General features: G+C 49.8%; 12 protein-coding genes and 4 tRNA genes. 6 read left to right on the top strand and 10 right to left on the bottom strand.

What is annotated here, in order from left to right:
* Position 1: 1 nt before the first annotated feature.
* The 5 genes from rsxC to nth all read left to right on the top strand — a co-directional run bounded on the left by rsxC (position 2) and on the right by nth (position 5,822).
* Entirely contained in the window at positions 2-2,737 is a 2,736-nt protein-coding gene (rsxC, locus tag NH568_RS20930) for an electron transport complex subunit RsxC (RefSeq protein ID WP_253050579.1), read from the top strand.
* A complete protein-coding gene (rsxD, locus tag NH568_RS20925) occupies positions 2,734-3,792 on the top strand; it encodes an electron transport complex subunit RsxD (protein WP_253050577.1) in 1,059 nt (352 codons plus the stop codon). The genes rsxC and rsxD overlap by 4 nt, the downstream gene beginning before the upstream one ends.
* The gene (gene rsxG / locus NH568_RS20920) at positions 3,789-4,430 is read left to right on the top strand and encodes an electron transport complex subunit RsxG (RefSeq protein WP_253050575.1); all 642 of its coding nucleotides are present in this window, start codon (positions 3,789-3,791) and stop codon (positions 4,428-4,430) included. Before rsxD ends, rsxG begins: the two co-directional genes overlap by 4 nt.
* On the top strand, positions 4,423-5,121 hold the full coding sequence (locus NH568_RS20915) for an electron transport complex subunit E (RefSeq protein ID WP_138551585.1): 699 nt from the start codon (positions 4,423-4,425) through the stop codon (positions 5,119-5,121). The genes rsxG and NH568_RS20915 overlap by 8 nt, the downstream gene beginning before the upstream one ends.
* Positions 5,122-5,189: 68 nt before the next feature.
* On the top strand, positions 5,190-5,822 hold the full coding sequence (gene nth / locus NH568_RS20910; RefSeq protein ID WP_253050573.1) for an endonuclease III: 633 nt from the start codon (positions 5,190-5,192) through the stop codon (positions 5,820-5,822).
* Between the two features lie 58 nt (positions 5,823-5,880).
* On the opposite strand, the gene NH568_RS20905 is transcribed toward nth, so the two are convergent.
* Positions 5,881-6,558: a hypothetical protein gene (locus NH568_RS20905; protein ID WP_253050571.1), complete on the bottom strand. Its 678-nt coding sequence runs from the start codon at positions 6,556-6,558 to the stop codon at positions 5,881-5,883.
* A 311-nt stretch (positions 6,559-6,869) separates the two neighbouring features.
* Between NH568_RS20905 and NH568_RS20900 the strand changes: the two genes are divergently transcribed.
* Positions 6,870-8,450 carry an L-lactate permease gene (locus tag NH568_RS20900; protein WP_253050570.1) on the top strand — a complete coding sequence of 527 codons (1,581 nt, stop codon included), beginning with the start codon at positions 6,870-6,872 and terminating at the stop codon, positions 8,448-8,450.
* On the opposite strand, the gene zigA is transcribed toward NH568_RS20900, so the two are convergent.
* From zigA to NH568_RS20855, 9 genes are all read right to left on the bottom strand, one after another.
* Entirely contained in the window at positions 8,447-9,658 is a 1,212-nt protein-coding gene (gene zigA / locus NH568_RS20895) for a zinc metallochaperone GTPase ZigA (RefSeq protein WP_253050568.1), read from the bottom strand. The genes NH568_RS20900 and zigA overlap by 4 nt on opposite strands.
* Before the next feature lie 55 nt (positions 9,659-9,713).
* On the bottom strand, positions 9,714-10,157 hold the full coding sequence (locus NH568_RS20890) for a TraR/DksA C4-type zinc finger protein (protein ID WP_253050563.1): 444 nt from the start codon (positions 10,155-10,157) through the stop codon (positions 9,714-9,716).
* Between the two features lie 135 nt (positions 10,158-10,292).
* Positions 10,293-11,093: a hypothetical protein gene (locus tag NH568_RS20885; RefSeq protein WP_253050561.1), complete on the bottom strand. Its 801-nt coding sequence runs from the start codon at positions 11,091-11,093 to the stop codon at positions 10,293-10,295.
* 62 nt (positions 11,094-11,155) lie between these two features.
* Complete coding sequence (locus NH568_RS20880) at positions 11,156-11,710, bottom strand: hypothetical protein (RefSeq protein WP_253050559.1); 555 nt, start codon at positions 11,708-11,710, stop codon at positions 11,156-11,158.
* Between the two features lie 292 nt (positions 11,711-12,002).
* Entirely contained in the window at positions 12,003-13,583 is a 1,581-nt protein-coding gene (locus NH568_RS20875; protein ID WP_253050557.1) for a PAS domain-containing methyl-accepting chemotaxis protein, read from the bottom strand.
* A 212-nt stretch (positions 13,584-13,795) separates the two neighbouring features.
* Positions 13,796-13,871, bottom strand: a tRNA-Glu gene (locus tag NH568_RS20870).
* A gap of 151 nt (positions 13,872-14,022) precedes the next feature.
* Positions 14,023-14,098 (bottom strand) — tRNA-Glu (locus NH568_RS20865).
* Positions 14,099-14,251: 153 nt separating this feature from the next.
* Positions 14,252-14,327 (bottom strand) — tRNA-Glu (locus NH568_RS20860).
* Between the two features lie 154 nt (positions 14,328-14,481).
* Positions 14,482-14,557, bottom strand: a tRNA-Glu gene (locus tag NH568_RS20855).
* Positions 14,558-14,692 lie beyond the last annotated feature (135 nt).

The following is a 14,692-nucleotide window of genomic DNA, read 5'->3' as shown; positions in this document are numbered from 1 at the left end:
AGTGGAAACTTTACTTGAGCAAATTGAACACGGTAAATTGTGGCAGTTTCCCGGCGGCATTCATCCACCGGAGCAAAAATCTGTGTCAAATCAGGCGAGTATTGGTCGTATTCCCCTGCCCGACTATCTGGTACTACCTCTGAAACAACATATTGGAGCCAACGGTCAGCTGCTGGTAAATAAAGGGGACAGCGTACTAAAAGGTCAGGCATTGACCCGCCCGGGCGCAAACTGGTCTTTGCCTGTGCATGCTCCAACTTCTGGGGTGATCAGTGACATCAAACCTATGCCTTCAGCACACCCTTCCGCTTTACCTGAATTGAGTATCGTACTCACGCCAGACGGAGAGGACAGCTGGTGTGAACTTTGTCCGGTTTCGGACTACACCCAGCTCGATAACCAGGCCTTGATCGACATTATTCACCATGCCGGTATTGCCGGAATGGGCGGTGCGGGTTTTCCAACCTATGTCAAAGCCGACAGCGCAAAGCATAAACCTGTTGAATTTTTAGTGGTCAACGGCGTTGAGTGCGAGCCTTACATCACCGCAGATGATCTGCTCATGCGCGAACATGCCGAGCAAATTGTGCAGGGCATAGAGATCATGCAGCACCTGCTAAGCCCGGAATATGTGCTGGTTGGTATTGAAACCAACAAACCTGAGGCTATTCAGGCGATGACCGCGGCGGCCGCTCACAATAGCAAAATCCTGATCCGTGGCCTGCCGGTTAAATACCCCTCGGGCGGTGAGAAACAATTGATCCAGGTATTGACCTCTAAAGAAGTCCCCAGTGGCGGAATACCTGCCGATGTTGGCGTCTTGGTACAGAATGTTGGTACTTTGTTTGCCGTCAGTGAAGCCGTATGCAAAGGCAAACCGCTGATTGAGCGCGTGGTAACTGTGACCGGAAACACCATCCAGACACCACAAAATGTCTGGGCACTGCTGGGCACAGAGATTAAGCACTTACTTACTTGCCAGGGCTTTGAACCTGTGGCAGAACAGCGTGTTATCATGGGTGGTCCTATGATGGGCTTTACCCTGCCAACAGTGCGAATTCCAGTCGTAAAAACCACCAACTGTATTCTGGCACCGGATAATCAGGAGCTGGCCGTTGCCGGCTCCGAACAGGCATGTATTCGTTGTAGCGCTTGTGCCGATGCCTGTCCGCAAACCCTGCTGCCACAACAACTGCAGTGGTTCGCCAAAGGCAAAGAGTATGACAAACTGGAAGAACATAATTTGTTCGACTGTATTGAGTGTGGTGCTTGCGCCTATGTTTGTCCGAGTGAAATTCCGCTGGTGCAATATTACCGGGTTGCCAAGGCCGAGATCCGCGAACAAAAGCTCGAAAAAGTGAAGGCGGAGCGTGCTAAAGAACGCTTTGAGGCACGCAAAGAGCGACTCGAGCGGGAGCAGGAAGAACGTCAGAATCGTCATAAGCGTTCAGCTCGCAGCAGTACCCGCAGTGCAGAGCAAAGCGATAAAGTCAGCGCCGCAATGGAGCGCGTCAAACAGAAAAAAGACAGCCAGTCTGCTGTACAAGCCGCGATTGAGCGGGCCAAAGCCAAAAAAGCGGCCGATGGCACGCTGGAGCCGGACAATTCAGAAGTGGCACTGGAGCGTGCTAAGCGCAAAGAAAAAGCGCGTCAGTACAAAGCAGAAAAAGACGCACAAGCTGCACCTGAGATGCATGCCGGCGGAGAAGGCTCACGCAAAGATGCCGTTGCCGCCGCCATAGCAAGGGCTAAAGCTAAAAAAGCAGCACAACAAAATGACGCGACTGACTCTTCAGCTGTCACTGCAGAGGATCCGCGTAAAGCCGCTGTTGCTGCCGCAATAGCACGTGCTAAAGCCAAAAAAGCGGCGCAACAGGATGATCAGCCAGCGCAACAACAAAGCGACGAGGCAGACAGCGATCCTCGCAAGGCTGCTGTTGCCGCTGCAATTGCCCGTGCTAAGGCAAAGAAAGCCGCTAAAGAAACCGAGCAATCAACAGACGCTGAACCTGCCGAAACTTCTGCTGAGCCAGAAGATCCTCGCAAGGCCGCCGTTGCAGCTGCCATTGCCCGTGCTAAGGCGAAGAAAGCCGCCAAAGAGGCCGAGCAGCAAGCAGACTCTGAGTCGGCCGGTACAGATGCTGAACCGGAGGATCCCCGTAAGGCCGCTGTTGCAGCTGCAATTGCCCGTGCTAAGGCAAAGAAAGCCGCTAAAGAAACCGAGCAATCAACAGACGCTGAACCTGCCGAAACTTCTGCTGAGCCAGAAGATCCTCGCAAGGCCGCCGTTGCAGCTGCCATTGCCCGCGCTAAGGCAAAGAAAGCCGCCAAAGAAGCCGAGCAGCAAACAGACGCTGAACCTGCCGAAACCTCTGCTGAGCCGGAAGATCCTCGCAAGGCCGCTGTCGCTGCTGCGATTGCCCGTGCCAAGGCGAAGAAAGCCGCCAAAGAAGCCGAGCAACAAACAGACGCTGAACCTGCCGAAACCTCTGCTGAGCCGGAAGACCCGCGCAAGGCCGCCGTCGCTGCTGCGATTACCCGTGCTAAGGCAAAGAAAGCTGCCAAAGAAGCCGAGCAACAAACAGATGCAGAACCTGTCGACGCCCTGCAAAGCACTCATGAAGCGCCGCTTAGCGCCGAAGAAAAACGTCAGGCTGCGATTAAAGCCGCTGTTGCACGCGCAAAAGCAAAAAAGCAGGCCGCAGCCGAAGACCAAGAAGGAAATGATCCGTCATGAAATTAACCATGGCTTCATCGCCCCACAACCACAGCCACAAAACCCTCAGCCGTCTGATGCTGACGGTTATCGCCGCCTGTATCCCGGGCATTCTGCTACAAAGTTACTTTTTCGGCCCCGGCACCCTGTTTCAGCTCTTGCTGGCACTGTTAACGGTCAGCGCGACCGAAGCCGCGATGATGAAACTGCGCAATCGCCCCGTGTGGCCAATACTCAGTGATGGCAGTGCCTGGCTGACTGCCGTACTGCTTGCTGTGAGCATTCCGCCTCTGGCCCCCTGGTGGGTCACCGTAATTGGTTGTGTGTTCGCCATTGCGATTGTTAAACAGCTTTATGGCGGGCTGGGTTTCAATCTGTTCAACCCTGCTATGGCCGCTTATGTGTTGCTGTTGATCTCATTTCCGGTGCAAATGACCAGCTGGACCCCCATCACCGAAATACAGGCAACGCCGCTGTCCGCTTTTGATCAACTGACGCTCATTTTTACCGAGCAAACCCTGTCGGGCGTCCCGCTGGCAGAAGCGCGTCAGGTAATTGATGGCACCACCTCAGCCACACCGCTGGACCATGTAAAAACGGCCGTATCACAAAATCTGACTGTCTCAGAAGCCACTGATAACGTCGCGTTCGGCGACTATGCCGGACAAGGCTGGCAGTGGGTGAACCTGGCCTATCTTTTGGGTGGTTTGTACCTGCTAAAAACCAAAGTCATTAACTGGCATATCCCAGTGGCTTTTATCGTGACCCTGGCGGTGTGCAGCGGCATTGGCTATGTTGTGTCACCTGCAACCCAGGCAGGTACGCTGTTCCACCTGCTCAGTGGTGCAACTATGCTGGGGGCGTTTTTTATTGCCACCGATCCGGTATCGGCCAGTACCACCAACCGCGGCCGTTTAATTTATGGTGCGCTGATTGGCCTGCTGGTTTATCTGATCCGCCACTTTGGTGGCTACCCGGATGCCGTCGCTTTTGCCGTGCTGATCATGAACATGGCGGTACCTTTGATTGATTACTATACGCAGCCTCGTACTTACGGGCATGGAGCAAGCTCATGATCCTGTCATCGATGAAAAAGAACGGCCTGATCCTGACCGCCTTTGCACTGGCAACCACCGGCAGTGTTGCACTGGTACAAACCTTTACTGCACCTGAAATTGCCAAACAGGAACAACGCCACCTAATGCGCGTATTGACCCAGGTCATACCAAAGGCGCAATACGACAACGAGCTTTACCTGGATTGTACTTTAAGTGATGCCCCTGAGCTTGGCCCCAATGGCCCGCATATTATCTACCGCGCGCGCTTACAGGGTGAGCCCGTCGCCTTGCTGGTGCAACATATCACACCACGTGGCTATAGCGGTAACATCGACATACTGAGCGCGGTCTATAACACCGGTGAAATTGCCGGTGTGCGGGTTACTCGCCACGAGGAAACTCCCGGGCTTGGTGATAAAGTAGAACTGGCCAAATCTGACTGGATCACCCGTTTCAGTGGAACGACCGTGACTCAGGAGCAAGACCCCGCTTTCAATGTACAAAAAGATGGCGGGCAGTTCGACCAATTCACCGGCGCAACAATTACACCACGCGCCGTAGTGCAGAGCGTCAATGTTGCAGCCTGGTATGCTCGCAGCCACTTTGATGCGCTGTTCGCAGAGCCAAACCACTGTCAGGAGACCATCGATGAGTGAATTTAAACAACTCGCCCATGAAGGTATGTGGAAGAATAACCCGGCACTGGTACAGCTGCTGGGCCTGTGTCCGTTGCTGGCCGTCACCAGCACGATAACCAACGCTTTGGGTCTGGGGCTGGCAACTTTGCTGGTATTGGTTGGATCCAATGTCACGGTTTCCGTCGTGCGAAACTGGGTACCTAAAGACATTCGGATCCCAGTATTTGTGATGATCATCGCCGCCTTTGTAACCATAGTGCAGCTGCTGATGAATGCTTACACTTTCGGTCTGTACCAGTCACTTGGGATCTTTATTCCGCTGATTGTGACCAACTGTGCCATCATCGGCCGGGCTGAAGCCTATGCCTCAAAAAATACGCCACTGTTATCAGCCTGGGATGGGATCATGATGGGTCTGGGGTTTGGTGCTGTACTGGTATTGCTGGGTGCCATGCGTGAGCTGATTGGTCAGGGCACGCTGTTTGATGGCGCTAACCTGTTACTGGGTGACTGGGCAACCGCATTACGCATCGAAGTCATAGAGTTCGACAGTCAGTTTCTGGTGGCGATTCTACCGCCTGGTGCTTTTTTAGGGTTAGGCTTAATCATTGCTGCCAAAAACTATATTGATGCACGTAAAGAGGCCCAGGCTGAGCCCGTCGCCAGCCCGGAAAAAGCCCCCCGAGCTCGGGTCACCAGCTTAGATTAACGCGCAGTGGGAGAGCCGTCACTCTCCCATTGAGCTCAGATAGGATCAACAGCAAGTAAGTCAGTACTATGAATAAAGCAAAACGACTCGAAATTCTCACCCGTCTGCGGGATGACAACCCTAACCCGGAGACTGAACTGGAATATACCTCACCATTCGAGCTGCTGGTCGCCGTCACTTTATCAGCCCAGGCCACAGACGTGAGTGTGAATAAAGCCACCCGTAAGTTGTTCCCCGTAGCTAACACACCACAGGGGATTATTGATCTGGGTGTGGATGGCCTGAGGGACTACATCAAAACCATCGGCTTATTTAATTCCAAAGCCAATAACGTCTACAAGATGTGCCATATCCTGATGGAACAGCATGGTGGCGAGGTCCCAGAGAATCGCGAAGCGCTGGAAGCCCTGCCCGGCGTGGGTCGTAAGACCGCTAATGTGGTGCTTAATTGTGCCTTCGGCTGGCCTACTATCGCCGTAGACACACACATCTTTCGCGTGTCAAACCGCACCAAATTTGCCATGGGTAAAGACGTAGTCGCGGTTGAAGAAAAGCTCGAAAAGGTAGTCCCCAAAGAATTCAAAGTTGACGTACACCACTGGCTGATTTTGCTGGGCCGCTACGTGTGTACCGCGCGCAAGCCCAAATGTGGCAGCTGTATCATTGAAGATTTGTGCGAATTTAAAGAGAAAACAGAGTAAATAACTTGCTACACAGTGGGCACAACTCCAAGCCCACCTCGCATCACTGCCACTCACATTATTTGCTGTTTGCTGGTCGCATGAGCATCATAAGTCTTGTGAGCAACACACTGCTGCCCAGCACATCTGTGATTTGATTATACCAGTTGGTGAACAAGACCCTGATCACCCAGTAGAAAAGCACACCTATCATCAGATATATTAGCGCATTACTGTCTATGAAATCAGGCCAACTGTCTGATGTATTAGCCGAGAAAGACATCACAGCGCCTAATAACGCAAAACACGCTCTCCACGTATGTCTGACCATACGGTGCTTGCCGCTGAGTCCACCACTCAATATCATTTTGGCATCCAGACACGCAGCGATCGCGGCAATCATTGCATGAAGGGTAAATATGAATTTGAAAGTCGCCGAAAGCTCTGTGGCATTATAAACGAAGTAAAACAAGTCAAAGCTGATGTAGATAATCACCAGCATTGCAATGAACTCGAAAGCGCCCACTGAGCGCTCTTTCCTCAACACAACCGCCCAGGCTGTTGAGCCATAGTACAAGGTTAGTAACGCCATCGTCAGGCCACCGTTAAAGAATGCAGCACTGCCTGCCATGACTAACATGGATAAGAAAAATAGATTTCCGGACCATCTGTGCCTGGTCGTTCCTTTGGCAAAACTCAACGCGCCTATGCCAAACAACAATAAAAATGACCCAGCAATAATATGCAACGTCAGCATGTCGCCTCCTTGTTGTATCTGATACCTGTGAGCATCGTTTTTGTGTGCCGTTGCTCGCCAAAGTCAGGAGTTACCCAACCCTTCCCTGACTAAAATTCACACTAACAAGACGCGTGTTAATTTAGTACATCAATTGCACGATTAACCCAAATGAAGTTGTTACAAACCATTACATTTGTGTCATAGCTGACCAATTTGCTTGATCTTCTTACCCGTATCATATCAAGATCACATCCTGCAATAGCTGCATATTCATTATCTTATTGACATGCTAAGCTCATCTCATTAAGTAATGGACTTCTTAAACTCTGATGACGCTACCACAACTGTTCACGGCCCTGGTGCCTATTTTCAGCGTATTTGTTCTGCTGGTCCTGCTCAGACTGCCTGCTAAGCAGGCCATGCCATTTAGCCTGCTCGTGACCTTCTTATCAGCTTATTTTATCTGGCAGGTGCCTTTGGGGCATATCACCGCCGCCACGCTGGAAGGGTTGGTCATCGCCCTGACCATAGTGTGGATTGTTTTCGGGGCAATTTTTTTACTGAAAGTGCTACAACAAACCGGCGCTATCAATGTCATTAAACATGGCTTTGCCGGGATAAGCCCCGATAAACGGGTGCAGCTGATCATCATTGCCTGGTTGTTTGGCAGTTTTCTGGAGGGTGCCGCGGGGTTTGGTACACCTGCCGCCATTGCCGCCCCTTTGCTGGTTGCGCTGGGCTTTACACCGCTGGGCGCCGTGGTGCTGGCACTGGTAGCCGACTCCAGTGCGGTCTCATTTGGTGCCGTTGGTACACCTGCGATTGTCGGGATTGGTCAGGGTGCGGCGAATATCGAATACGCCGACGTTAAGCAGGTTGCCTTAACTGCCATTGGTATTGATATCATTGCCGCCGCCCTGCTGCCTCTGATCATGGTTGTGCTGTACAGCCGCTTTTTCAGCGACTCACCCAGCTGGCGCGCCGGGCTCGTTATGGCGCCTTTTGCGGTTTTCAGTGCACTGGCTTTTACCCTGCCCGCCTATAGCGTCGCCTGGTTGCTGGGGCCGGAATTTCCCTCTGTACTGGGCGCGATGGCAGGATTGGCCATCGTCTGCCCTCTAGCACGTAAAGGGTTCTTATTGCCGAAATCCGAAGCCTCAACAACACCTCAAGCAGAAGATACGCATGTCCCCTCACTGAGCTTACTCAGAGCTTGGTTACCATACGTCTTGGTTGCAACACTCCTGGTGCTGACCCGGATCCCCGCACTGCCTTTTAAGGCCATGCTGCAAAGCGTGAACTTTGAATGGGATCAGATCCTGGGGTCGGCCATTTCTGTGAATGTGATGCCCCTGTACCTGCCTGGCAGTGTGTTTGTTGTGACCGCGCTCTTGGCACTTTGGCTGCAAAAAGGCAAAGCGGCGCAGCTTCGCATGGCCCTCAACAACAGTATCAGTATGTTAATCCCCTCTTTGATTGCACTAAGTGCAGCGGTGCCTATGGTGCGCATTTTTCTTCACTCTGACGTCAATAACGCCGCCCTCCCTTCTATGCCTATGGCACTGGCCGAGACGGTTGCCATACATCTGAGTGTTCTGTGGTTATTTATCGCCCCCTTAGTGGGCGCGTTGGGGGCGTTTATCGCGGGCTCGGCGACCTTTTCTAACCTGATGTTTGCCAGCTTTCAGCAAGCATTAGCGGCTGAAGCTGGGTTAGATATGCAGCTGGTTCTGGCCTTGCAGATGCTCGGCGCGAATGGCGGCAACATGATTGCGGTGGTAAATGTGGTTGCCGCCGCCAGTGTCGTCGGCCTGCATGGCAAAGAGGGTGATATTATTCGCTACACCCTGGTTCCCATGCTCTATTATTGCCTGGCGGCCAGCCTGATTGCCTGGCTGATATTTATTTAGTGCTCCCAGGAAGGAAAAGGGTCCGGCAGCGTTTTCCACGCTTGCTGACCTTTCAATACCTCTTCCTCACTGAGCAAACAGGCGTTCAGACGGTTGATAATATCTGCTTTATCCAGCCCCTGACCAATAAACACTAACTCCTGACGCATGTCGCCAAAAGGCTCAACCCAGTGCTCTTCAATGGCCGCTATATATTCCGGGTCTTCTGGCCACTGCTCCCGCGGTACAGCTTTCCAAAATAGTCCCGCTGCGCCATACCTTGCGATACCGCCAGCCTGACTCCAGCTACCGGCAATCTGAGGTCTGGTAGCCAGCCAGAAAAACCCTTTTGAGCGAATGAGCTTGCCGGCCAGTTCGTCACTGTGCAAAAAATCATAGAATTTTTCCGGGTGAAAGGGTCTTCTGGCACAAAAGGTAAAGCTACTGATGCCAAACTCCTCCGTTTCCGGAATGTGTTCGCCCCGCAGCTCTTTGAGCCAGCCGGGTGCCTGCTGGGCTTTTTCAAAACTGAATTTTTTGGTATTTAACACCTGTGCCAGGGGCACCTGACCATGTGCCATAGGGATTTGTTCGGCGTCTGTATTGAGTGTGCGCAGAATACTTTGCAAACGTTTAAGCTCGGTATCTGAGATCAAATCTGTTTTGCTGATCAGCAGTACATCGGCAAATTCAACCTGTTCAACGAGTAAGTCGGCCACACTGCGCTCATCTTCCTCACCTAAGCTCTCGCCGACATCCTGTAACGCCTCCGCCCGATCGTAGTCTTTCAGAAAGTTGACCGCATCCACCACTGTGACCATGGTATCCAGCGTGGCAATATCAGATAAGCTTACCCCTTGCTCATCGGCAAAAGTAAAAGTTTCCGCCACGGGCAATGGCTCCGAAATACCGGTTGATTCAATCACCAGATAGTCATATTTACCCGATTTGGCCAGCCGATTGACCTCTTCAAGCAGATCTTCTCTGAGTGTGCAACAGATACAGCCATTACTCATCTCAACCAGTTTTTCCTCAGCCCGGTTGAGACTCACTTCATTTTGTACCGTCGCAGCGTCAATATTGATTTCACTCATATCATTGACGATGACAGCCACTTTTAGCCCCTCACGGTTGCTCAGAATATGGTTCAGCACCGTGGTTTTTCCTGCCCCTAAAAAACCGGACAACACGGTTACGGGCAATAAATTTGATGTATTTAACTCAGCCATAGCTTGATTACCTTACACAGTTTTTGACGGTAGATGTGTGTGGGTTCAAGTTCTGTCAGGCATCCCTGCTTTTGACGTACATGTGCTCTTTCAGCTCCGAACACAATTTTACGTCAGCGCATAATTCAGCAGTGGGCCTTGCCAGTAACCGGGCAATGCCTATCGGCTCTCCCGTTTCCTGACAATAGCCATACTCATTAAGCCGGATCCGTTCCAGCGCCTGCTGGATTTTAGGTAACAGCTTTTGCTCACGGTCAACAATGCGCATCAGGATCATGCATTGCTCCTCCCACGATGCTCTGTCACTCAAATCAACCAACTCAGGTGGGTTCATTATTTGCGCTTTGGTGTCGCGAATACGCGCTCTGGTAGAGTCATGTAACTCAATAAGATATTGTCTGAAAAATGCCAATTGTTCGGCATTCATATAATCGGATTCGGGTGCAGCCAGCATTTGCTCAGCAGTAAGCGTAGCTGGGACAGAATTAAGAGCTTGCATATCAGGTGCCTTGTCAGAATTTTGAACTTGACAATGTTATATTATAACAAATTAGATTTTGAAAGGATCACCTGATTAAATTTATTTTTGGTCACCAGGGTAAGTTACAGAGTGCTGATGATAAGCCTGTCAGTTTTAATCGCTATGTAACTTATCCATTATCGACATATAGTAATTTAGCAAAGTTATTTTTGCCTGTATCACCGCGGATCTATCCTTACTGAACCGGTTGAGCATTTGCTGTAACCGGATTTTGTCCTGACTGGTTATCGCCAGGGATTCGAGCGCACTCAGCCGGACCAGCTCACTGTCGCTTTGGCTGGCCGTCGCGATCAGATCTTGCACCTGATAAAGGCGCTCAGTGTTTCCCTCTAACTGGTCAGCACTTTGTGTCATCAGGTGAATAGCAAAGCTTTGAAACAGCTCACCTTTGTGCTGGCTCTGTGCCATCAAATCGGTCAAAAAATGCAGGGATGCCAGCTGTGGCACTTCTTCAAGGTAGCGCTCAATGTCATCGAACTGAGCATAAACATCCCCCTGGGCAACACGCATGTCTGTCAACAGATGTTGTTCTACTACCCTGGCCATGTCCTGGCTGGCATAATTTGCCAGATCAGGGTAAACATTACTGTCCAGTCCTATGTCATTGGCTATCGATATTAGCTCAGTCCGCTGCGAGTCCCTTTTCGCTGAGTGGTGGCTGTTCTCAAGATGTGCTGACGAAGGTGTCTCGTCAATGTGTTCAGCGGGTATAGGACGAACAGGCCCCACACGCGAAGGGGCTATTTCAGTCACAGACGCGCTTGTCATGTTTGTGCTCTTGGTCACCTCTAAGGGCGTGTCGCTGAGCGTTGCTTCTTTTTGCAATAGAGCGGCTGCTACAAGAAAGCCAAGTGCAAAGCATAATACGTTTATCATCAGGTATTTCGCTTTCATTTTAACGCCTCTTAAAGCATTTTAAGGGCTGACTTTTAATGTTCAGCCCGATGAGTTTGCTGCTAGTGAATGTCGAATCTCACGCCCTGGCAGCCATTGTTGTTGTAGGCTGTTCCCGCGCTTTTGATTGACCAGAAAACTTCGCCACGTGTCGAGTTTGCATTGGTTGGTGTGAAAGTGCGTTTGCAGGTTTTGGTTTTTTTATTGTCCCAGACAGGCTTGCCATGTTTCAATTTTACGAAGGTGTAATCCAGTTCCATTTTATACTCTTCGTTGATATTCGCGCTCAGATCCGGGTAAAAACCGTGACCATACCCTGCCGTCAGGTTTTGCTTTCTTTTTTCACGAAATACGACAGTGTTATCACTTAATCGCTTGATCTTAAGCTCAACCGTGGTGACTGTATAACCGCCACGGTTGCAGTAAAAAATCATAGACTGATTACCACGCGTGGTATTCGCCCAATTATAAGGTGCGACATCTCTCCAGATTTCGCAGTCTTGTTTTTTACCCGAAAAGTAACCACCATCACCCCCTGCAACGCTCACTTGCGTATTGGCCAGTGTCATGACAAGCGCAGCGGCACCTACTTTTAAAGTTTTTTGTAAATTGCTCATTCGTTATCCCTTTGTGTGATTTTTATACCAATCTGATTAATTAAGTGTTCTATTTTGAGGCGAGAAAATAGGGTCGATAACAAGGCAAAAATTTTGCTATTTAGTTGTTCTAAATGAAAAATTTTTAACGCCGTTAGCGTCATATTTGCTCCGTCAAATTGAACAGGTATTAAGTGAAATTGGTATTATGTGCATATCCAGGTCAAAAGCGGCGATTTTGCCACATAAACTACCCAATCGAAATCATACCAGTAAGGAACAGTCTATTCACATATTTTTAATATTTTCGGCGCTATCGACTTAGCCTCAACAAAAACTGATCGACCAATGATGCCTGATCTGCCAGCGCTTGCTCTGTGTTTCGCATAGCTGCTGTGGTGTTGTCTGCACTTTGCATCGACGCATTGGCCAGCTGAGAGATATTAACCGCCTTGTCGTTTATCTCGTTGCTTGCACCGGACATTTGGTCTGTTGCAGTGGCGATTTCGTAGTTCAAAGCAGAAATATCTTTCACCATATGCTCTATCGATGCCAGGTTCTCTTTGGTTTGTTCCGCTTGCGCTACACATTCATTAGACTTATCAACCCCATTTTGAATGGCCTCTACTGCGCGCTCGGCACGTTGCTTTAGACCTGCGACAATATCATCTATCTCTCTGGTCGATTCCTGAGTACGTTGTGCAAGGGCTCTGACTTCATCTGCTACCACAGCGAACCCCCTGCCCTGCTCACCAGCTCTTGCCGCTTCTATCGCAGCGTTCAGAGCCAGCAAATTAGTTTGCTCAGAAATATCTCGTATTACGTCAACAACTCCGCCGATTTGCACCGTTTGCTCATTCAATTGAGCAATATCATGTTGAGTACGACTCAATTCTTTGCATAGAGTGTGATTGATTTGCATGCTGGCCTGCACCACAGAGTTAGAATCCAATACCGAGCGCAATGCACCTTCTGAGCGATTCGCTGCGTCACTGGTATTGCCGGCAATGTCGGAAATAGCGGCCGTCATTTCATTCATGGCCGTAGCCAAAGAACCTGTCTGGCTCTGCTGTTCCTGTAACAACTCTGTATTGCTGTGACATTCCGACACCGTTTCCTGCGCGTGCTGATCGACCAGCTGGCTGGCGTCCTGAACCCTGCCAAGTACGGCGCGTAACTCAGACCCCCGTGCCAGCAGTGCCAGCTCAATCGCTGCGACATCATTGACTTTATTAAGGTAAATTTTTTGCATCAGTGGGTTGTCGTAGACTTGCCTGGCTTTTTCACTCAACCGACGAACTGGGGATAATCGCTGATATGTCAGTGCGAGTACGCCTGCTAGCAGCAATGTCTCCAGAATATAGTTCCATGGCGCTGGCAAGCTGGTAAATACCATGCTCAAAATATAAGACACCACCAGGATCAACATCATCTGCGCAGACAAAGACAGAGACGAGCGGGTCAATTTAGCTGGTGCAACGCCCTTATCGAGCTGCTGATAAATATTTTCAGCCCGTTTTACCACATCCCGTTCTGGCTTGGTTCTGACCGACTGATACTCGGCGGTTTGGCCATGCTGATCTTTGATGGGGGTCACATAGGCATTAACCCAGTAATGATCACCGTTTTTGCAACGGTTTTTTACTATGCCCATCCAGGGCTTGCCGGAGCCAATAAACTGCCAAAGATCTTTAAAGGCAGCTTTGGGCATAGTTGGGTGACGTACCAGATTGTGTGGTTGACCTTCAAGCTCGTCCAGCTCAAAGCCAGCAACATCACAAAAGCTTTGATTCGCATATGTGATCCGCCCTTTGGTATCTGTGGTAGACAGCAGGTTATAAGAGACCGGATAATCATTTTCCTTATCCGTATAATCGGTACATCTTTTGGCCATGATACTCACCTAAAAAACGCGATACTAACCCATTTTTCGTAGATGAGCTTGTTAATAAAGCCTTAACCTTGTTTTAAATCAAATAATTTAAGTAAATGAAATATATGAAAAAATTCATTAAGATATTGAAATTTAAGATTGATAAAGATGTTCAAGAATAGCAGTAGATAAAAATGGAGTGTTATAAAATCAGGTGGTAGTACTAAGAAGAGTGGCGTCCCCTAGGGGATTCGAACCCCTGTTACCGCCGTGAAAGGGCGGTGTCCTAGGCCTCTAGACGAAGGGGACAAAAATTTGCTCATTGAAGCACCGCTTCAATAATTTTTTGTTAGCGTGAAAGTCGAGCCAGCGAGACCAAACTTCCTTTAACAAAATCTTTTGTCACTAGGACTGGTTATTTAAACTCTTACCATACGAGTTTTGTACTTACTAAAGTAAGTGGCGTCCCCTAGGGGATTCGAACCCCTGTTACCGCCGTGAAAGGGCGGTGTCCTAGGCCTCTAGACGAAGGGGACAAAAAAATTGCTTATTGAAGCACTGCTTCAATAATTTTTTGTTAGCGTGAAAGTCGAGCCAGCGAGACCAAACCTCCTTTAACAAAATCTTTTGTCACTAGGACTGGTTATTTAGGCTCTTACCATGCGAGCTTAGTACTTACTAAAAGTAAGTGGCGTCCCCTAGGGGATTCGAACCCCTGTTACCGCCGTGAAAGGGCGGTGTCCTAGGCCTCTAGACGAAGGGGACAAAAAATTTGCTTATTGAAGCACCGCTTCAATAATTTTTTGTTAGCGTGAAAGTCGAGCCAGCGAGGCCGAACTTCCTTTAACAAAATCTTTTGTCACTAGGACTGGTTATTTAAACTCTTACCATACGAGTATGGTACTTACTAAAAAGTAAGTGGCGTCCCCTAGGGGATTCGAACCCCTGTTACCGCCGTGAAAGGGCGGTGTCCTAGGCCTCTAGACGAAGGGGACACTGAATGTGTCACTAGGACTGGTTATTTAGGCTCTTACCATGCGAGCTTAGTACTTACTAAAAGTAAGTGGCGTCCCCTAGGGGATTCGAACCCCTGTTACCGCCGTGAAAGGGCGGTGTCCTAGGCCTCTAGA

The sequence above is a fragment of the Pseudoalteromonas sp. XMcav2-N genome (assembly GCF_024124545.1).
Classification (GTDB): domain Bacteria; phylum Pseudomonadota; class Gammaproteobacteria; order Enterobacterales; family Alteromonadaceae; genus Pseudoalteromonas.
Note: the sequence above shows the minus strand (reverse complement) of the source record. Positions and strands in the feature narration are given on the sequence as shown.

Coding starts and splice junctions, on each gene's coding strand:
- rsxD (WP_253050577.1), top strand. CDS start 2,734: ATGAAATTAACCATGGCTTCATCGCCCCACAACCACAGCCACAAAACC.
- rsxG (WP_253050575.1), top strand. CDS start 3,789: ATGATCCTGTCATCGATGAAAAAGAACGGCCTGATCCTGACCGCCTTT.
- NH568_RS20915 (WP_138551585.1), top strand. CDS start 4,423: ATGAGTGAATTTAAACAACTCGCCCATGAAGGTATGTGGAAGAATAAC.
- nth (WP_253050573.1), top strand. CDS start 5,190: ATGAATAAAGCAAAACGACTCGAAATTCTCACCCGTCTGCGGGATGAC.
- NH568_RS20905 (WP_253050571.1), bottom strand. CDS start 6,558: ATGCTGACGTTGCATATTATTGCTGGGTCATTTTTATTGTTGTTTGGC.
- NH568_RS20900 (WP_253050570.1), top strand. CDS start 6,870: ATGACGCTACCACAACTGTTCACGGCCCTGGTGCCTATTTTCAGCGTA.
- zigA (WP_253050568.1), bottom strand. CDS start 9,658: ATGGCTGAGTTAAATACATCAAATTTATTGCCCGTAACCGTGTTGTCC.
- NH568_RS20890 (WP_253050563.1), bottom strand. CDS start 10,157: ATGCAAGCTCTTAATTCTGTCCCAGCTACGCTTACTGCTGAGCAAATG.
- NH568_RS20885 (WP_253050561.1), bottom strand. CDS start 11,093: ATGAAAGCGAAATACCTGATGATAAACGTATTATGCTTTGCACTTGGC.
- NH568_RS20880 (WP_253050559.1), bottom strand. CDS start 11,710: ATGAGCAATTTACAAAAAACTTTAAAAGTAGGTGCCGCTGCGCTTGTC.
- NH568_RS20875 (WP_253050557.1), bottom strand. CDS start 13,583: ATGGCCAAAAGATGTACCGATTATACGGATAAGGAAAATGATTATCCG.